Genomic DNA, 18271 nt, shown 5'->3' on the forward strand with positions numbered 1-18271 from the left:
CGCACGACCACGGTGACTGCTACCATTCATTTGGGGAAATAAGCGAAGGCTCAACTTACTGGATGGGCCGTGAAACTGTCAAGAGAACGGCGACACAATCCGACCGGATACCGGCCGACCGGTGCTTGACTTAGTGGAGTTTCCTGCCCTACTATCCGCCCCATGTCGAACGGACCGACCACCCTCACACTCCACAGCATGGCCGATGTCTGGGATGTGTATCGTGAAGAACTCGAGGGGGTCGAGGATCAGATCCGGAAGAATCTCGACTCCAGCGTCGCCCTGGTTAATACCGTCGCTGCGCATATTCTGAATAGCGGCGGCAAACGGGTCCGCCCCCTCTTCGTGCTTCTCAGCGCTCACCTCTGCGGATACGCCGGTCAGGATCATCAAGCACTCGGCAGTCTGGTGGAATTCATCCATACCGCGACCCTGTTGCACGACGACGTCGTCGATGACGCCGATCTGCGCCGAGGCCGCCGTACCGCGAGCAAAGTCTGGGGCAACCAAATCAGCATTCTCGTCGGCGACTATCTCTATTCTCGCGCGATCTGCCAGATCGTCGACTTCCGCAACCAGGGCATCAACGAAGCCCTCTCGGAAGCCTGCCGGAAGATGGCCGAGGGCGAGGTCCTGCAGCTCTACTACAACGGCAATCCGCTGATGCCGGAGCCGGAATATCTCCGCATCATCGAACATAAAACCGCTGGGCTGATTGCGGCATCTTGCAAGATCGGCGCAATCGTGGCCGGAGCCACGGAAGAGTTACAGGAGGCGCTGTTCCGGTTCGGACAGCGGCTGGGCATCGCATTCCAACTGGCGGACGATACACTGGACTATACCGCCAACGGTGAGCATTTGGGCAAGACCCTTGGGCAGGACCTTCGGCAAGGCAAAGCGACACTGCCGTTGTTGCATCTCTTGCAGCACTGCTCGGAGCCGGACCGGCAGTTGATCAAAGACCGCATGGAAACCAGGACCTTGACCGACGAGGAACTCCGCCGCATCGTGGCCTTGATGCAGGAGTACGGGTCCATCGCCTACGCCATGGAACGGGCGCACGCATTTGTCGCCGCCGCCAAACGCGATCTCGATCTGTTCCACGACAACACCGCCAAGCGCGCCCTGTCCATCGCCGCCGACTATATGGTGACTCGCGACCGCTGAGTTGCCGCCGGCTGGATTCACAACGCCCACGCTCTGCTGACCGTACGTAGCCGTTCAGCGCCGGCGTCCATTCGCCGCCGGACGAACGGAGAGGGACAGTTGACCGCTCACTCTCTACAGCCAGTTGTGTGCACCGCGCGCACGCGAGAAAAGGATAGGAACCCGCATGGCACATATCATCCCCTTTCACGGCACCCTCTATAATCCGTCAACGGTCGGCGACGTCCGGCAGGTGGTCGCACCACCCTACGACATCATTGACAGTACACTGCAAAAGACGTTGTATGATCGCCATCCGAACAACGTGATCCGGCTGGAACTCGGCTACGAACAACCGGGCGACACGCCGGCAAGCAACAAATACACTCGCGCTGCTGGCGCGCTCAACGACTGGCTAAAAGCCGGGGCTCTCCGCAAGGATTCCCAGCCGTCCGTCTACTATCACACCATCGAATACCGGCCGCCCTATTCGGCGCCCGGGACGCCGACCAAGGTCTTCAAAGGATTTCTGTCCACGGTAGAGCTTGAGGAATTCGGATCGGGGAAAATTTACCCGCACGAAAACACCCGCGCCGCGGCGAAAACCGATCGGCTGAATCTCCTCGAAGCCTGCCGCGCCAACTTCAGCGCGATCATTTCATTGTATTCGGATCCCCAGAATGACGTGCTCGCCCTGCTCGAACAGTCGATCGGTGCGGAGAAACCGCGCATCGATTTTCAGGATGACGAAGGTTTCCGGCAACGGCTGTGGAGCGTCACCGATGCGAACGTGCTCGCAAAGGTCGTCCAGATCATGAACATGAAACAACTGTTTATCGCCGATGGCCATCATCGCTACGAAACGGCCCTCAACTATCGCCGCGCCAGACGGCAACAGGCAGGCGCGGCCACCTCACCGCAACCTTACGACAACGTGCTGATGCTGTTCGCCAGCCTGGAGGACAAGGGCCTGACCGTGCTGCCGACCCACCGCGTCCTGACGACACCGGTTCCCGCACCGAAGGATCTGCTGGGGAAGTTTGAGCCGGTATTCGACGTCACCGCGCTTCCCTTCCAAGCGGGCAATGAATCGCAGGTGCGCGCGCAGTTCATCGAACGGCTGCGCAACCAAGGGCAGTCCGTGCCGATGTTCGGACTCGCCCTGAAGAACGATTCAAACTATTACCTGCTAACCCTGCGGGCCTCCCATCGCCCTACGGCATCGACCTCGCCGCGTGATCGCCTGGATGTCTCGCTGCTTCAACAGCATGTGGTCTCCACCCTCTGCCCCACACAGCAGACACAGGAAGCAATACGGTATTCGAAGGATGACCACGAAGCCTTGGATTGGGTGCGGCAGGGCACCGGGACGGCCGCCCTCTTGCTCAATCCGACCAAAGTGGCCGAAGTCAAAGCCGTCGCCTCGGCGGGCGAGCGGATGCCGCACAAGTCGACCTATTTCTTCCCCAAACCGCTCACGGGCCTGGTCATGAATGTGATGGAGGGGTAACTCGCAGCCCTCGCCCTTCTCACTCGTAACACGATGACGAAAGCTAAGGTACTCATAGTCGACGACGATCAGGACATCGTGACGATGTTGCAGGATCGCCTCGACGCCGGCGGGTATCGGACCCTGACGGCCGCCGATGGTCAACGCGGCATCGAGCTCATCGAACAGGAATCCCCCAACCTCGTCCTGCTTGATCTCTACCTGCCCCGCCTCAAGGGCATGGACGTGCTCAAACGCATGGCGCAAAACAAGCAATGCGAGGACATCCCCGTGATCGTCATGACGGCTGCCGGAACCATCCCCGACGCAGTCGAAGCGATGCGCCATGGAGCCTACGATTTCCTGACCAAGCCGCTGGAAAAGGACCACCTACTGATCGTCATTCAGAAAGCGCTGGAACGAGACTCGCTCAAACGGCAGGTGGCCGCGCTCAAGTCGGACGTGCAGAACCGCTACGCCACCATCGTCGGAGACAGTCCAAAGATCAGGGGCATCATTGAATCGGCCCAGCGCGCCGCGAACTCGGATGCCAGCATCCTTCTGCTCGGAGAAAGCGGAACCGGCAAAGAACTCTTTGCGCGCTCCATCCACCAATGGAGCCCGCGCCAAGGCATGCCGATGGTGGTCATCAATTGCGTCGCGCTCACGGAAACGCTGCTGGAAAATGAACTCTTCGGCCACGAACGCGGCGCGTTCACCAGCGCCGACCGCTTGCAGAAGGGCAAGCTCGAGATGGCAGACGGCGGAACCGTCTTCCTGGACGAGATCGGCGACATGCCGTTGCCCTTGCAAGCCAAACTCCTGCGCGTACTGCAGGACAAGGAATTCCAACGGGTCGGTGGCACACGATCGATTTCCGTGAATATCCGATTTGTCGCCGCCACGAACAAAGACTTACGGCAGGCCGTGAAAGCGGGGCAGTTCAGGGAAGATCTGTTCTTCCGGCTCAATGTCGTCAGCTTTACGCTGCCGCCGTTACGGGAACGAAGCGAAGACATCGTGGGACTCGCGGAGTTTTTCCTCAAACGGCACGCCTACGAGGCCAAACGCCCCGGTGTGACGCTAAGCCCCGCGGCCAGGGCCGCGCTGACGCACTATTCCTGGCCCGGCAACATCCGCGAACTCGACAATGTCCTCTCACGCGCAGTCGTGCTGAGCCCGAATGACGTGATCGAGCCGGAATTTCTGGCCCTGACTCCCGAGGACGCGGCAGGTAAGGGCGGAGCAGATCATGCGCTGCCGTACATGAATCTCACCTACCATGAATCCATGGAAGCTCATAGCGCCTATATCATCGACCGGGCACTGGAAAAAGCGGCGGGCAATCAGACGAAGGCAGCGGAGTTTCTGGACCTGCAGCGAACGTATCTGGCGCGATTGATTAAGCAGCGCAAGCCTACTGCCGCCGAGTAGCCACTCCGGAGGCTGAAAAAGCCCGCCAGCTTCGTTCTCGCATCGCTCCGAAGCTCAACGTACCACAAGGGTACGCCTCGCCTCCTCGCATTGCTGCGGCCTTGCTGGACGAACTTTTTGAGCCTCCGGTTATCGTGAAAAACCAACCTTTCGAGCAGACAGACTGAGTCGTCCCGCCGCCGCGTCCTGCTCAACTTGTGCATACCGCTCTGGCGTTCCCACGTCGCTCCAAAAGCCATCGAAGTCGAAGCCCACGATTCGCTCCCCCTCCTGAATGCCCTGCACATAGGCATCGATGATCGAACATTCCTCGCCAGCAGGCAGGTACTTCAACAGCCGCGGATGGAGAATGTGGATACCCGCAAACATGCGCGCGGCCGTGGCGGTTGGTTCGGAGAGTCCGCGCCCCGTGATCCGCACTACTTCGGCGCGATCCGTCACTTCCACCAGTCCCCAGCGGGCTGCCTCAGGATCCTTGCGCAACACCAGAGTCGCAGCCGCCTGTTGCTCACGGTGGAACCTCATCAGTGCGCCGAGATCCAACTCAAACAAGGTATCACCATTCAGAATCAGCACCGGTTCACCGTTGAAGTGCGGCTCGGCCTGCTTGATTCCACCGCCCGTACCGAGAATGACCGGCTCGTGAGAATAGACGATTCGCATCCCGAACGCCCCACCGTCGCCCAGCGCCTGTGAAATCATCGTGCCGAGATGATGGAGGTTGATGACGACATCACGAATGCCATGCCGCTTCAGGAGCAGCAGATTCCAGACGATCATCGGCGTGCCGGCGACCGGGAGAAGCGGTTTCGGGGTGGTATCGGTGAGCGGCCGCAAGCGAGTGCCCAGGCCCGCGGCGAGGATCATCGCCTTCATACCGACCAGGCGTGAAAAGCGAAATGTGGAAGGGGGATCACGTGGTACGTTTTTCGTCTTAGGATGATTGCAGTTCGGCCACGTACGGCGCGAGATGCTGCCGGAGTGTGCCCAACTCGGGATATTTCGAAAGGTTCCGTCTGACGTAACCCAGCACTCGTGGAATATCGGCAAGAAACTTCGGGTTGTGTTTGACCCGATCAATATACACGAACCGGCCGGCGGCTTTGAGATTGCGCTGGATACTGGTCAGATCGAACAGACGGCGAAAGGCCGCGCGGTCACCAACCTTCACTCCCAGGCCCGCAAGGCGATCGAGAAAGTGCTCGACCAGTGCATCCACGACCGCATCATCCAATTCGATATACGCGTCCTTCAGTAGCGAGGCCAGATCATACGTGGCTGGCCCCATGAGTGCGTCCTGAAAATCGATGATGCCCATGCGCGATCCATCGACCATGAGGTTGCGGGAATGGTAATCGCGATGGACGAACACCTGCGGCTGTCCCGCGAGCAATTCGGCAATACGCTGAAATGCCGCGCGCACAGCCGCATCGTCCGCCGGCTTCATCGGTTGCCCCACACGGGCGGTAATGCCGTATTCGAGAAAGTGGTCGAATTCCCACATCAAGAGCGGCACATCGAAGCGCCGGTGGAACGCAATACAGCCCGGAGCTGGCGGTGTGGTGCCTTTGACTTGGAGAAGAGCCAGTTGATCGATCGCCTGGCGATACAAGGCCTCGAGCCTGGCACGGTCTTCGTGACGACAGGCTTCCGCCAACGTCAGGTCCCCGAAGTCTTCGAGATACAGCAGCCCGGCTTCGCGATCAAAGTAGTGCAATGTGGGAACGGTGACACCGGTCCGTTGCAGATGGGTCAACACATTGGTGAACGGCAATTCTGCGATCTGAGCAGACGCGCCGCTCACCGCCTCTTCGGATTTCTTGAATCCTTCCGGGTCGGCAAGCTGCATGAGAATCAGCGCCGAGGGCGTACCCTTCAGAGCAATGCGGAAATACCGGCGATTGGACGCATCACCGGCCAGCGCGCTGAGTGCGGTCATCTCACCACAAAAGGGCAATCGAGTGGCAACCGTCTGGGCGATACGTTCAGGATCAGGGGGAGCGAGCGGTGCCGCGGGCGCGGTTGGATTTGTCGTGGTCATACGATCGGCATTATAGCCAAACCCTCCCGAACTGCCAGCAGAAACTCACCTCCTGCAACATCTGCTGCACCCTCCGACACCGGCACAGCCCTCAGACGGTTGTCAGCCCTGCCCCAAGCCGCTATGCTGAGGCATCCAGCAAGGAGGCCCCATGCACTACGTTCACCTCGGCCGCTCCGGTTTGCGCGTCAGTCGCCTCTGCCTCGGCACCATGAATTTCGGCCCTCACACGTCAGAGCCCGACAGCTTTCAGATCATGGATCGCGCCCTCGACCTCGGCATCAATTTTTTCGACAGCGCCAATGTGTATGGCTGGAAGGTCGGAGAAGGCGTGACGGAACAGATTGTCGGCCGCTGGCTGGCTCAGGGCGGCGGTCGGCGTGAGAAGGTCGTGCTGGCCACCAAGGTGTATGGCCGCATGGGCGATTGGCCCAATCAATCGCGCCTCTCGGCGCGGCACATCAAACATGCTTGCGAGGGCAGCCTGCGGCGGCTGAACACCGACTATATTGACCTCTATCAGATGCACCATATCGATCGCGACTGTCCCTGGGAAGAAATCTGGCAGGCCATGGAGCAAATGTGCCGGGAAGGCAAAGTCCTCTACATCGGCAGCAGCAATTTTGCCGGCTGGCACATCGCCCAAGCGCAGGAGTTAGCACGATCACGCCATTTTCTCGGACTTATTTCTGAACAGAGCCTCTACAATCTCTTGGAGCGAACTGTCGAACTGGAAGTGATTCCGGCCTGTCAGGCTTACGGTATCGGTATCATTCCTTGGAGTCCCCTCGCTCGAGGCCTGCTGGGCGGCGCCTTGAGCCCGAGCACGAGCGGTCGCCGGGCGGAAGAGGACGTGCAAAAGGAGATAGCCACACATCGCCCTAAACTCGAAGCCTATGAGCAGTTCTGCCGGCGACATCAACTCGCGCCCGCAGCCGTGGCTCTGGCTTGGCTGCTGCACCAACCGGCCGTAACGGCCCCCATCATCGGCCCACGGACGACGGAACAGTTGACCAGCGCCGTGCAGAGCCTCGATCTTTCCCTCAGTCCAGAACAATGTCGGGAGTTGGAACAGATCTTCCCCGGCCCCGGCGGTGCGGCGCCAGAAGCTTATGCCTGGTAGTTATTCAACTGCAGCAACCGTAGGCGGAAGAAATTGCCGCCATGCTTTCGCAGGCAACCAACCGACCAGGAGAGAGTGAAGCGTGCTCCCCCAGTTCCATGCATCACGATCGCGCCTCCTGACTTGCCCTTTTAGCAGCGCCGTCAGCCACGACACATCTTCATCAAACAGGCCTGCACATCTCCTCCCTCCCCCTCCGCTCCAGGCATCCTCCTTGCGTATTCATCGACCCGTCCTACCCACCACCGCCACCAGCAGGAGGTCCCCATGTCGCCACACCTCACTCACGCCAAGCCAGGCGCAGGGATCGCCGCTTCCCCTGCCACCAAACCCGCCAATCTGATCTGTTCACACTGTCAAGGACACCTCGTCGCCGACCTGTATATTGACACCGTCGATGCGGGAGGCCACGTCTGGATCCGTGCGCTTCGATGCGTGCGATGTGGGAACGTCGAGGAAGCCGGGCGAACGGGGCTGGCCTCACAGACTCATGCAGGGAAAGGCGTCTGGAAACGAGAAGGAACAGCGCGGAAAGGACTGGATGACGAAATGATTGTGCTAGGAACGTGATCGTGCCCGGGCTTTCGCCCCATCGCATCGCTCCACCAGCGACCACCCCCAGCCCCCCAGGGTACCTCCCACCGTGTCGGCCACCAGATCGAGAAGATCCGCCTCGCGAAATGGCACAAACAGTTGATGGGTCTCGTCACTGAGACCGTACAGGGCCGCTCCGACCGCCGCCGCCAGCAACGCTCGCCGCGACAGCCATTCCCCCGCCGCATGACGACAGGCGCGGTATAACAATCCCCCCAACACACTGTACTCGAAGAGGTGGAGGACCTTGTCGGAAACTTTTTGCAGGAACGAGGCGAGGGATTCCGGCGGACTCGAGAGAGACGATCCGAAAAAAATCAGCCCTGCGTATACCGCCACCGGCCCCCAATATTGCAGGAGCGACATCGGCGTCACGAGCGCTCCCGTTCGGAGGTCGGAGGAAAGCGTCTGATCAGAGGCCATCGTGACGTCGTTTCTCAGTCATACATTGATTCGTTCTGACACAACCACTGACGATGCGCAATGATGGATGGGACTCATTTCGATCTTGCCGTTTCGTTGCAACCCTTATACCCCTATGACATACTGCCCCTGAGTCTGCAAGAAACTTCCCGATGAAAACCATTCAGCTCTGTTTTCTCTGGCATATGCATCAACCGTACTACACGGACCCGCTCACGGGGTCCGCGAGTATGCCTTGGGTCCGCCTGCACGCGACGAAGGCCTACTACGACATGGCGTTCCTGCTCGATCGGTTTCCGCAGGCCCGTTCGACGTTCAACTTTACCCCGTCCCTCCTGCTCCAATTGGAAGAGTTTTCCGCCGGCCGCGTGCGGGATCTCTTCCTGGAACATGCGCAACGTCCCGCAGCTGAGCTCACGCCAACGGAAAAGGCCTTCCTCATCCGCCACTTCTTTTCGGCCAACTGGGCCACCATGGTGCGCCCCTTTCCCCGCTACCAAGAATTACTGGTGAAACGCGGCCTCGATGTCCGGGGACAGGATTTGGAGCGTCTGGCGAAACAATTCTCCACGCAGGAGTTGCTCGACCTGCAGGTCTGGCACAACCTAGCCTGGTTCGGATATGGCAGCGTCGAACGGTTTCCGCGCCTCGCGGAACTGCGCGCAAAAAACAGGGGGTTCACCGAAGAGGACAAGCAGGACGTGCTGGCCTTGCAGCAAACGGCCATCCGGCAGATCATCCCCATGTACCGCGCACTGCAAGACCGTGAACAGATCGAATTGACGACCACACCGTTTTTCCACCCGATTCTTCCCCTGGTCATCGATTCGGAATTCACGCGCCGCGCCAGACCGGACCTTCCGCTGCCGGCACGGTTTCACGCCCCGGCCGATGCGGAAGCACAGGTGCGGCGCGCGGTCGAATACCATACGCAGATATTCGGGCGGGCACCGGTCGGGCTCTGGCCGTCGGAAGGGTCGGTCTGTCCAGAGGTCTTGCCGATCGTGAGCACAGCCGGCATCCGCTGGCTCGCGACGGACGAAGGCATTCTCTATCGCTCGCTGCAGATGGCAGGCCAGGCCTGGAACCGTCACTACCATCTGTACCAGCCCTACAAGGTCGGCACCGACGCCCAGCCCCTGTCGATGCTGTTTCGTGATCGCGAGATCTCAGACGCCTTCGGATTCGTTTATCACAAGACCACCCCTGAATCCGCCGCCGACGACGTGCTGCGCCGGATTCGCAGCCTTGCCTTTGACATCCCGCTCGACAAGGGGATCATCGGAGTGATTCTCGACGGCGAAAATCCCTGGGAGCACTACCATGATGGGGGGGAACGATTTCTCTCGCTGCTGTTTCAGGCCTTCGAGCCGGATGGCCTGCACATCGGCCAAGGGGTTTGCGTGCGCCTGAATACGGTGGCTCGCGCCATGGACACGGCCCCGCCAAGCCAACACCTCGCCCAGTTACATTCCGGCTCCTGGATCAATCAGGACTTCAAAATCTGGATCGGCCACCAGGAAGATAACCGCGGTTGGGATCTGCTGCAGCATACCCGGGCCCGGCTGGTCGAGCTCACACCGTCCCTTCCCCCCGATCGGGCGAAGGCGGCGTGGGACGAGTTGTATGCAGCAGAAGGAAGCGACTGGTTCTGGTGGTACGGCGACGATTTCGACACAGACTACAAACAAGAGTTCGACCGGCTGTTCCGGACCCACCTGCGGAATGTCTGGACCTATGCCGGCATGGCGCCGCCGGAAATTTTGAATCAGCCGCTGGTCGAAGCCCGCACGCCGCAAGGGTTGGATCTGGTGCATCTGCCGCTGGCCCTCATCACCCCGACGTTGGACGGTCTGGCATCGAATTTTTTCGAGTGGCGCGGCGCCGGCAGCATCAACCCGACACCTCCGCTAGGCGCGATGTGGAAATCCGAAGGGTTGTTCACCGCGATTCTCTTCGGATTCGACCGGGAGCATCTGTATCTTCGACTGGATCTGGATGAAGGATCGGCCCCACGCCAAGAGCACTGCACGGCAGATTTGTACATCGGGTCCGGAATCCAGCAGTATCGACTCTCCTTTCCTTTATCAGCCACCGGCGCCGACACGTTTTTGCTGGCACGGGCGGACGAGTCCGGCACCTATCGCGATGTCGGGGACTACAGCACAATCTGCCGGCGTAAGATTCTGGAGCTGGGGGTGCCGTTTAAAGACCTCGATATTGAAGTCGGCACGGAATTGCGGTTGACGCTGACCGTGTTGGAGCATGGTATGGAAATCGGGCGATATCCCCATCACGGCCCGGCGACCTTCAATCGACCGGGTGACGATTTTGAATCGACCATGTGGCGGGTCTAGCCGCCCTTCGGCCTGGTAATGGCATGGCGTGATGACGATGTCGGCGATTTTCCACTACCGGGGCATCCCCCATGGCCGACGCGCAGCATCACCACATTGAACGTGAGGAGACGAGATGCCTGAGTTACGTAGAGACCCGATTGTCGGCCGCTGGGTGATCATTTCAACCGAGCGAAGCGGACGCCCGCAGGATGTGCATATGCCGTCCGCGCCGATTCCTTCGGCAGCCCTCTGCCCCTTTTGTCCAGGCCAAGAACGGCTGACCCCCAGGGAAATCCTCGCCTACCGGCCGCATGCCTCCGAGCCGGACGGTCCCAATTGGACCGTGCGCGTCATTCCGAATAAGTTTCCCGCCTTGCATGTGGAAGGAGACATGGGACGCGAAGGGCTCGGCCTCTATGACCGCATGAATGGAATCGGCGCTCATGAGGTCATCATCGAAACCCCCACGCACAAGGAGAACCTTGCCGACCTGCCGACCAAGCGGGTCGAGGATGTGCTCTGGGCCTACCGCGACCGCATCCTCGATCTCAAGAAAGATGTGCGGCTGCGCTACATCCTGATCTTCAAAAATCACGGCGCGGCAGCAGGCGCCACCCTGGAGCACAGCCATTCGCAACTGATCGCTCTCCCGGTCGTCCCGACGAGCGTGCTGGAGGAAATCGACGGATGCCGACAACACTTCCAACAAAAAGAACGCTGCATCTACTGCGACATCTTGCGGCAGGAATCCTCGGAAGGGGCGCGGGTCGTGCTCGAAAACCCGGAATTCCTCTGCATCGCGCCCTACGCCGCACGGTTCCCCTTTGAAATGTGGATTCTGCCGAAACGCCATGCCGGATACTTTGAGGAATGCCAGCGCACCCAATTCGAATTTCTGGCCCCGATACTCGGGGAAGCGCTCCGACGCATGGATGCGGTCCTCGCGCGTCCGGCCTATAACTTTATCCTGCACAGCTCTCCCCTGCATGAAAAAACCGGTGACTTCTATCACTGGCATATCGAAATCATTCCCAAACTGACCCAGGTAGCCGGATTCGAATGGGGCACGGGCTTCTACATCAATCCAGTGTCGCCGGAAGAAGCAGCGCAGTGCCTGAGGGAAGCCATCCTGTAGATGACGCAAGGCCGCTCACCTCAACTGCCCGCTCATCTGAGCGCCGAAGCGAACGGCGGCGCAACAGCCTCGTTGTTCTCGTATCGCCCCCCTTCATGAGACGGGCCTGGCTCTCCCTCATCAGCGTAGCGCTCGGAAGCCTGATCGCACTCCTAGCCATGGAAGCGGTGTTGCGGTTCCTCCCGGTCAATGAGGGCGCACGTCCCTAGCTTGTCGATCTCGCTCATTCCGTCCGCTCGCTCGAGCCAAACCGGACCTTTCTCTGGCCCGCGAGTTGGAACTTCACCATCGTCAACCGCGTCGACACCAACAATCTTGGTTTCGTCAATGACCAGGACTACGTGGTCGGCCAACCGGGTCTGCTCCTAGCTCTGACCGGCGACAGTTATGTCGAAGCTTTGATGGTGCCCTTTTGGAGCAGCATGACCGGGCGACTCACGACTCGTTCCACCCCGGGCATGCGGGTTTATTCGTTCGGCACGTCGAGCTCGGCGCTGAGCAACTACCTCGCATACGCAGACTTTGCGGCGCAGCGATTTCGTCCCCAGGCCATGGTCTTCCTCAATATCGGGAACGATTTCGACGAGAGTCTGTTGAGATATAAGAATGACCCGGGGCACTCCTATTTCGTGAAAAACCCTCAGGGTGGCTTAACGCTTCAACGCATCGACTATGAGCCGTCCCTGTGGCGCCTCATGATTCGCAAGTCGGCTCTTGTGCGTGACGTGACACTGAACACGGATCTCCTCAATTTCCTGTTGACGTGGCAACCTCCTCCCTTCGGTCGCCCGTCGAACGAACAGATATTCGTTGGAAACACGGGCGCCAAAGCCGATCCAATTCGTATCGCAGATGCCCAACGGGCAATCGACACATTCCTCGCGCACGCCGTCGGGCAGCCAACCTTCCGGCAGATCGCATTTTGTTCGCAGTCGGCGGCATGCGCCCGTACAGCTATGACGCCAGGACCCGGCAGCTTGCCTGAGGCTCCTACTTCGATGTCATGCGGCGCTATGTTATGGAACAGGCCCGCCTGCGTGGATTCGAGGTCCTAGACCTGCAGCCACGGTTCGTCGACCACGTTTCCAAACACCGACGGCCGATGGAATTCCCCACCGATAACCACTGGAATGCGTTGGGGCATGAGGTTGCCGAAGAAGCTATTGCTCACTCGAGCCTCTACGAATGGTTCCGCAGCCTTACCCGATAAACCACTGGCCATTCGCAGGGAACGGTCCGCTATTGCAGCATCCACCGCACTGAGCAATTAGACAAATTCCCGGTACTACCTGAACTTTGTCTAGTATATTTTCTTGCAATAGCCAGGTACGCAAGCGTATACAGCCCTAGGACTATCCCTCATAGACGTTCTCCATGGGGTGGTCATTGGCTCAGGTTCATCGATATTCACACAGCATCCATACGCTTCGGGATGGGGAGGCAAGGACCACCGGCAACGTAGAAGGAGATTATGACCGTGCAGAACCTTGATTTGAAACCCTCGTCATTTAGCGCGCTGGACGTCAACAATCAAAAGTGTAAGCGTCTGGCACTGGTGTCCGCGATTTTGTTTCTCGGCGTCCTCAGCCTCCTGGTCTACCAGATCACCCAGGGCATCAAGTAACGCCTCTCGGTCGTTGGATGGGTGCAGCAACCGGCTCTGAAGACCTCACGCTGCCACGTGCAGCGTCACCTCTCGCCGCCTGAGCATCCCAGAGGATGCATGACCCGATTGCAATCCCGCGCGCAGCAGCCGTATCATCGCGCATGCTCGTTCAACTGAGTCACCCGAACCGACAAGTCGAAATCAAAGGACCGAAACGCACCAAGGACCTGCTGCGAGAACTCAATCTCGTCATGGAGGCGCATCTGGTCATACGGGGTGATGAACTCGTCACGGAAGATGAGGTCCTGGCCGACGGCGACCAGGTTGAAATCAGGCCAGTCATTTCCGGCGGATAGCTCGCAGCGATCAACGATCGGCTGGCCGTTCCCAAAACATCGTGCACCGACTCCTCCCTCTTGCGGAATCCTGACAACCGACGGCCGAAAGCCTGGAACACCATGAACTGCACTAAATGCCCGACCAGTACGCGCGCGGTGATCGGTCTCCCGCGCCACAATGCCGCCTTTTGCAAAGCCTGTTTCGTCACGTTTGTCCACGAACAGGTCGCCCGCGCGGTCAAATCGTTCAAAATGTTTACGCCTGGAGATCGCATTCTCGTGGCAGTATCCGGCGGCAAGGACAGCCTGGCCCTCTGGCACATTCTCCTCACGCTCGGCTATCGCGCCGACGCACTGTATGTCAATCTCGGCATCGGCAGCTATTCCGAAGAGTCACACCGGAAAGTGCAACACTATGCCGACACCGTCGCTGCCTCGCATGGCGCGAAACTCCTGGTGCATGTGGTGGAGCAGGAAGCCGGGGCCGGCATTCGGGAGTTGGCCACGATTCTCCATCGGCCCACGTGTTCAACCTGTGGAACCATCAAGCGCTATCAGTTCAATCGCGCAGCGATCGAACAGGAGTACGATGTGATGGCTACCGGCCACAATCTCGATGACGAAGCCGCGCGGCTTCTGGGAAACGTCCTGCACTGGCAGAACGAGTATCTGGACAAACAGAGCCCCACCCTGCCGGCATCGGTGGAAGGATTTGCCAAGAAGGTGAAACCACTCTGTCGACTCTCAGAGCGAGAAATCGCAGCCTATGCCGTCGTGAATCGTCTCGACTATATCGTCGAAGAATGCCCCATGGCGAAAGGCTCCAAGATGATTCTGTACAAGGAAGTGCTCAATCGGCTGGAAACCGAATCGCCGGGGACCAAGCAGCGCTTCTACTGGGGATTCCTCGACAAGCAAGCCAAGCCTGACGTGCCGACCGAGTCGATGACCGAGAAGGACCAACGCACCCTCGTGCCTTGCGACGCCTGCGGACAACCGACCACCGCCGGCACCTGCACCTATTGCAAGATGATGGCGAAGGCCAAATCCGCCATGCCACGCTAAGTGCCTGCCAACCCGCGTGAGTTTTGCATCAGCCCCCAGGACTGTGTATAACCTGGGAGGGTGATGCGACGGATCACCTCACCTCAACGCATCCGGCAACCTGCATTCCGGCTCACCGCCGCGCTCCAAGCCCCGCTCGCCCTGCTGCTCATCATGATGGTCGGCCTCAGTGCGGTGAGGCCTGGCGGTGCGCTCGCACAGGCGTCGCAGGCACCTCCGACGCCGGCCCCTGTCACACTACGATTTGTTTCCTGGAAGCCGGACCATCCTCGCGTCTGGGAGGATGCCCTTGCACGATTCACCGCAAGCCATCCTCACATCTCCGTGGTGCGAGAGCTTGCCCCGCACTCCTCAACCGCCTACCACGACCTGCTGACGCAGAAATTGAAGAACGGCGATACCAGTGTCGACGTCTTTTTCATGGATGTGATCTGGGTCCCGGAATTCGCGGCAGCGCGTTGGGCCAGGCCGCTTGACGACAAGTTTCTCCCGGCGGTGCAACAGGCGTTTCTGCCGGCCACCACCGAGGTCGGTCGCTACGAGCAGCATCTCTACGGAGTACCCAGTCGCATCGACGCCGGACTGCTCTACTACCGCAAGGATCTGCTGGCGAAATATGGATTCGCCGCGCCCACCACCTGGGAGGAACTCATTCGCCAGGCCGAAACCATCCTGACCGCCGAACGAACGGTTTCCCCGACACTTCAGGGATATGTCGCGCAATTCAAACAATATGAAGGGCTAGTCTGTAACATGCTGGAGGTCATCGAGGCGCATGGCGGCAGCCTGCTGACCGCAGACGGTAGCCGCTCAGCCTTGTCTGCGGCGCCGGCGCTCGACGCCATCGCCTTCGTCCGCAATCGTCTGATCGGCCGGATCACGTCACGCGCCGCACTCACCTATCAAGAGCCGGAATCACTCTCCCTGTTTCTCCAAGGCCAGGCGATCTTTCACCGGAACTGGCCCTACGCCTGGGAACTCGCGAACAATCCTGCTCGCTCCATCGTTGCCGGACAGGTCGGTGTGGCGCCGCTGCCCGGAACGACCTCCGGCCGGCATGCCGCCGCACTGGGGGGCTGGCTCTATGGCATCAGTGCCTCCTCACAACATCCGGAGGAGGCCTGGGCGCTCATCGAGTTCTTGTCCGGCGAAGCGATGCAGAGACGATTCGCCCAGGAGGCCGGCATTGCACCGTCGCGAACGGCCCTATTTTCCGATCCCGACCTTCTCGCTGCGTCACCGCAACTCCGCAATCATCTGGCGATCCTGCAGGCCGCGACGCCGCGCCCACGCTCCCCGATTTATCCTGCGTTGTCGCATCTGCTGCAGCGGTATTTCAGCCGCGCCCTGGCTGTGCACGATCTGGATCTCCGTCAGGAAGCGGCGATCACCGATGCTCACATCAACCGGCTGCTGGCCCTGACGAGGCTGTCGCAATGACCCCGACCCCACAGTTTGCAAAGTACCGCGAACAATTGGCGGCCTGGTCGATGGTGGCGCCCGCCTTGCTGATCACCGTCACGTTCGCTCTCTACCCGGTCTTCGACTCGTTCTGGCTGAGTCTTCACCATATCTTCATCGGAATACCGCAACTCGGCAGTCAATTCGTCGGCACGGATAACTATCAGGCACTGCTCCGCGATCCGGTGGCACGCCAGGCCTTGCTCGTCACGTTGGGGTTCGTCCTGGTTTCCACGCTGCTGGAACTGGTGTGCGGGCTGATGATCGCATTGGTGATTCACGAACGATTTCGCGGACGAGGCCTCGTGCGGGCGGCGATTCTCATCCCCTGGGCGATTCCCACGGTGGTCGCGTCGCAACTCTGGCGCTACATTTTCAACGATCGGTATGGATTGGCGAACCTGTTGTGGTTCGGCGACCGCGTTACCGACTACGTACCCTGGCTGGCCTATCCAAGCATCGCCTTCGGAATTGTGGTCCTGGCCGACGTGTGGAAAACCGCTTCCTTTGCCGCGCTCCTGATCCTGGCCGGCCTCCAGGTGATTCCAAACGATCTGTACGACGCCGCCCGCGTCGACGGCGCCACGATGTGGCAACGGTTTTGGCACATCACCCTGCCACTGCTGAAACCGGCGTTGTTGCTCGCGCTGCTGTTTCGCACGATGGATGCCTTTCGTGTCTTCGACCTGGTCTTCGTGATGACGCAAGGCGGTCCCGGCGACGCGACGCAGGTCTTGCAATTTTATGGCTATCAGACCCTCTTCACCGAAGGTCGGATCGGCTATGGATCGGCCGTATCGGTTGCGATCTTCCTGATGATTCTGGCCCTGTCGCTGGTCTACCTTCGCGCCATCGGCTCGAGCCTTCTGGAGCGAAAACGAACATGAACCGCCGCATCCTGCTTGGCTCGGGGATCATCGCCGCAGTCGGACTCAGCCTCCTGCCGTTTCTGTGGTTCGTGCTGACCTCGGTGAAGTCTCAAACCGACGTCGAGGCGACGCCGCCCACCTGGTGGCCATCGGGCAATCTGGGATTCTACCGCACCGCCCTCTTCGACCATCACTTATTCGACTACGTACTGAACAGCGTGGTGGTTGCCGGCTCCACCACCCTCCTCGCGTTGCTGCTCGCCATCCCTGCCGCCTATGCGTTGGCACGCCTGACGATCCCCGGCAAACGAGGCGTGCTGGCGATCCTGCTCTGCGTCTCCATGTTCCCGCAAATGGCCATCGCCGGCCCGATTTGGAGATTGCTCGACAGCCTGGGCGGACTCAACCACCGTTGGGGCGTCGTCTTGCCCTATGTCGCGCTGACATTGCCATTGGCGATTTGGATCCTTGCAAGCTTCTTCAAGGAACTCCCGCCTGAGCTGGAGGATGCGGCACGAGTGGATGGCTGCGGGACCTGGGGCACCTTGTTCCGAATCACGCTGCCGTTGGCGACCCCTGGCATCTTCACCGCAGCAATCCTGATTCTGATCTATGCCTGGAATGAATTTTTCTTTGCGCTGCTCATCCTCACTCAACCGGAACAACAGACTCTGCCCGTGGGCATCGCACTCTTCCAAGGTGAATTCACCATGCCCTGGGGTGAACTGGCCGCGGCATCGGTAGTTGCCACTCTGCCGTTGATTGCGGTGGTACTCCTGTGTCAACGATGGATTGTGAGCGGACTTTCCGCCGGGGCGGTGAAAGGCTAGCAGGCTATCCACAACGACCGTCCAACTTCGTTCTCGGTCGCCGTGCTTCCTGCGGCCTTGCTGGACAGCCGTCCTGAATAGCCTGGGTCCGCCAGGCGTGAACGTGACCCACGTCCAGATAGATATTCCGGCAAGGTCGGTATCAGACAGGGCCGTCGAGAACCTTTTTGAACATTGTGTGAGCACTGTTTCTGGCAGGGAATTGTTGTGACTAAATTAGAACTACGCGCCGTCTCAAAATCTTTTGGCGATCAACCAGTCTTACGCGACGTGTCGCTGAAAGTGCCTGATGGCAGCTTCACGATTCTGCTCGGCCCATCCGGCTGCGGTAAATCAACACTCCTCCGCATCATTGCCGGACTCGACAGCCAGACCGCC

17 protein-coding genes are annotated in these 18271 nt (G+C 59.7%); 14 read left to right on the forward strand and 3 right to left on the reverse strand.

Annotation, left to right across the window (positions count from 1 at the left end):
* The first annotated feature begins 162 nt into the window (after positions 1 to 162).
* From JNL86_00005 to JNL86_00015, 3 genes are all read left to right on the forward strand, one after another.
* On the forward strand, positions 163 to 1167 hold the full coding sequence (locus tag JNL86_00005) for a polyprenyl synthetase family protein (protein MBL8041282.1): 1005 nt from the start codon (positions 163 to 165) through the stop codon (positions 1165 to 1167).
* A 166-nt stretch (positions 1168 to 1333) separates the two neighbouring features.
* Entirely contained in the window at positions 1334 to 2656 is a 1323-nt protein-coding gene (locus JNL86_00010; GenBank protein MBL8041283.1) for a DUF1015 domain-containing protein, read from the forward strand.
* A 33-nt stretch (positions 2657 to 2689) separates the two neighbouring features.
* Positions 2690 to 4069 (forward strand): sigma-54-dependent Fis family transcriptional regulator, encoded by a 1380-nt coding sequence (locus tag JNL86_00015; GenBank protein ID MBL8041284.1) that lies wholly within the window; start codon positions 2690 to 2692, stop codon positions 4067 to 4069.
* Between the two features lie 129 nt (positions 4070 to 4198).
* On the opposite strand, the gene JNL86_00020 is transcribed toward JNL86_00015, so the two are convergent.
* Together JNL86_00020 and JNL86_00025 are read right to left on the reverse strand one after the other, a co-directional pair.
* Positions 4199 to 4945: an NDP-sugar synthase gene (locus tag JNL86_00020; protein ID MBL8041285.1), complete on the reverse strand. Its 747-nt coding sequence runs from the start codon at positions 4943 to 4945 to the stop codon at positions 4199 to 4201.
* Positions 4946 to 5003: 58 nt separating this feature from the next.
* The gene (locus tag JNL86_00025) at positions 5004 to 6110 is read right to left on the reverse strand and encodes a phosphotransferase (protein ID MBL8041286.1); all 1107 of its coding nucleotides are present in this window, start codon (positions 6108 to 6110) and stop codon (positions 5004 to 5006) included.
* Positions 6111 to 6261: 151 nt separating this feature from the next.
* Here JNL86_00025 and JNL86_00030 point away from each other — a divergent pair, with 151 nt between their 5' ends.
* Entirely contained in the window at positions 6262 to 7233 is a 972-nt protein-coding gene (locus JNL86_00030) for an aldo/keto reductase (protein ID MBL8041287.1), read from the forward strand.
* Positions 7234 to 7791: 558 nt separating this feature from the next.
* Here the strand turns inward: JNL86_00030 and JNL86_00035 are convergent.
* Complete coding sequence (locus tag JNL86_00035) at positions 7792 to 8250, reverse strand: VanZ family protein (GenBank protein MBL8041288.1); 459 nt, start codon at positions 8248 to 8250, stop codon at positions 7792 to 7794.
* Positions 8251 to 8402: 152 nt separating this feature from the next.
* Between JNL86_00035 and JNL86_00040 the strand changes: the two genes are divergently transcribed.
* The 10 genes from JNL86_00040 to JNL86_00085 form a co-directional block, all read left to right on the forward strand.
* Positions 8403 to 10607: a hypothetical protein gene (locus tag JNL86_00040; GenBank protein ID MBL8041289.1), complete on the forward strand. Its 2205-nt coding sequence runs from the start codon at positions 8403 to 8405 to the stop codon at positions 10605 to 10607.
* A gap of 115 nt (positions 10608 to 10722) precedes the next feature.
* Complete coding sequence (gene galT, locus JNL86_00045) at positions 10723 to 11724, forward strand: galactose-1-phosphate uridylyltransferase (protein MBL8041290.1); 1002 nt, start codon at positions 10723 to 10725, stop codon at positions 11722 to 11724.
* Positions 11725 to 12065: 341 nt separating this feature from the next.
* The gene (locus JNL86_00050; protein ID MBL8041291.1) at positions 12066 to 12779 is read left to right on the forward strand and encodes a hypothetical protein; all 714 of its coding nucleotides are present in this window, start codon (positions 12066 to 12068) and stop codon (positions 12777 to 12779) included.
* A gap of 416 nt (positions 12780 to 13195) precedes the next feature.
* The gene (locus JNL86_00055; protein ID MBL8041292.1) at positions 13196 to 13348 is read left to right on the forward strand and encodes a hypothetical protein; all 153 of its coding nucleotides are present in this window, start codon (positions 13196 to 13198) and stop codon (positions 13346 to 13348) included.
* 143 nt (positions 13349 to 13491) lie between these two features.
* Positions 13492 to 13686, forward strand: coding sequence for a MoaD/ThiS family protein (locus JNL86_00060; GenBank protein ID MBL8041293.1), 195 nt, complete (start codon positions 13492 to 13494; stop codon positions 13684 to 13686).
* Positions 13687 to 13788: 102 nt separating this feature from the next.
* On the forward strand, positions 13789 to 14733 hold the full coding sequence (locus JNL86_00065) for an adenine nucleotide alpha hydrolase family protein (GenBank protein ID MBL8041294.1): 945 nt from the start codon (positions 13789 to 13791) through the stop codon (positions 14731 to 14733).
* 63 nt (positions 14734 to 14796) lie between these two features.
* On the forward strand, positions 14797 to 16173 hold the full coding sequence (locus tag JNL86_00070) for an ABC transporter substrate-binding protein (GenBank protein ID MBL8041295.1): 1377 nt from the start codon (positions 14797 to 14799) through the stop codon (positions 16171 to 16173).
* Complete coding sequence (locus JNL86_00075; protein MBL8041296.1) at positions 16170 to 17081, forward strand: sugar ABC transporter permease; 912 nt, start codon at positions 16170 to 16172, stop codon at positions 17079 to 17081. Before JNL86_00070 ends, JNL86_00075 begins: the two co-directional genes overlap by 4 nt.
* The gene (locus JNL86_00080) at positions 17078 to 17893 is read left to right on the forward strand and encodes a carbohydrate ABC transporter permease (GenBank protein ID MBL8041297.1); all 816 of its coding nucleotides are present in this window, start codon (positions 17078 to 17080) and stop codon (positions 17891 to 17893) included. The genes JNL86_00075 and JNL86_00080 overlap by 4 nt, the downstream gene beginning before the upstream one ends.
* A 207-nt stretch (positions 17894 to 18100) precedes the next feature.
* The coding region (locus tag JNL86_00085) for an ABC transporter ATP-binding protein (GenBank protein MBL8041298.1) at positions 18101 to 18271 on the forward strand (171 nt) is incomplete at its 3' end.

Source organism: Nitrospira sp., assembly GCA_016788885.1.
Taxonomy (GTDB): Bacteria; Nitrospirota; Nitrospiria; order Nitrospirales; family Nitrospiraceae; genus Nitrospira_A.

Bases quoted from the DNA above. Each gene is read 5' to 3' on its own strand.
- JNL86_00005 (MBL8041282.1), top strand. From the start codon at position 163: ATGTCGAACGGACCGACCACCCTCACACTCCACAGCATGGCCGATGTC.
- JNL86_00010 (MBL8041283.1), top strand. From the start codon at position 1,334: ATGGCACATATCATCCCCTTTCACGGCACCCTCTATAATCCGTCAACG.
- JNL86_00015 (MBL8041284.1), top strand. From the start codon at position 2,690: ATGACGAAAGCTAAGGTACTCATAGTCGACGACGATCAGGACATCGTG.
- JNL86_00020 (MBL8041285.1), bottom strand. From the start codon at position 4,945: ATGAAGGCGATGATCCTCGCCGCGGGCCTGGGCACTCGCTTGCGGCCG.
- JNL86_00025 (MBL8041286.1), bottom strand. From the start codon at position 6,110: ATGACCACGACAAATCCAACCGCGCCCGCGGCACCGCTCGCTCCCCCT.
- JNL86_00030 (MBL8041287.1), top strand. From the start codon at position 6,262: ATGCACTACGTTCACCTCGGCCGCTCCGGTTTGCGCGTCAGTCGCCTC.
- JNL86_00035 (MBL8041288.1), bottom strand. From the start codon at position 8,250: ATGGCCTCTGATCAGACGCTTTCCTCCGACCTCCGAACGGGAGCGCTC.
- JNL86_00040 (MBL8041289.1), top strand. From the start codon at position 8,403: ATGAAAACCATTCAGCTCTGTTTTCTCTGGCATATGCATCAACCGTAC.
- galT (MBL8041290.1), top strand. From the start codon at position 10,723: ATGCCTGAGTTACGTAGAGACCCGATTGTCGGCCGCTGGGTGATCATT.
- JNL86_00055 (MBL8041292.1), top strand. From the start codon at position 13,196: ATGACCGTGCAGAACCTTGATTTGAAACCCTCGTCATTTAGCGCGCTG.
- JNL86_00060 (MBL8041293.1), top strand. From the start codon at position 13,492: ATGCTCGTTCAACTGAGTCACCCGAACCGACAAGTCGAAATCAAAGGA.
- JNL86_00065 (MBL8041294.1), top strand. From the start codon at position 13,789: ATGAACTGCACTAAATGCCCGACCAGTACGCGCGCGGTGATCGGTCTC.
- JNL86_00070 (MBL8041295.1), top strand. From the start codon at position 14,797: ATGCGACGGATCACCTCACCTCAACGCATCCGGCAACCTGCATTCCGG.
- JNL86_00075 (MBL8041296.1), top strand. From the start codon at position 16,170: ATGACCCCGACCCCACAGTTTGCAAAGTACCGCGAACAATTGGCGGCC.
- JNL86_00080 (MBL8041297.1), top strand. From the start codon at position 17,078: ATGAACCGCCGCATCCTGCTTGGCTCGGGGATCATCGCCGCAGTCGGA.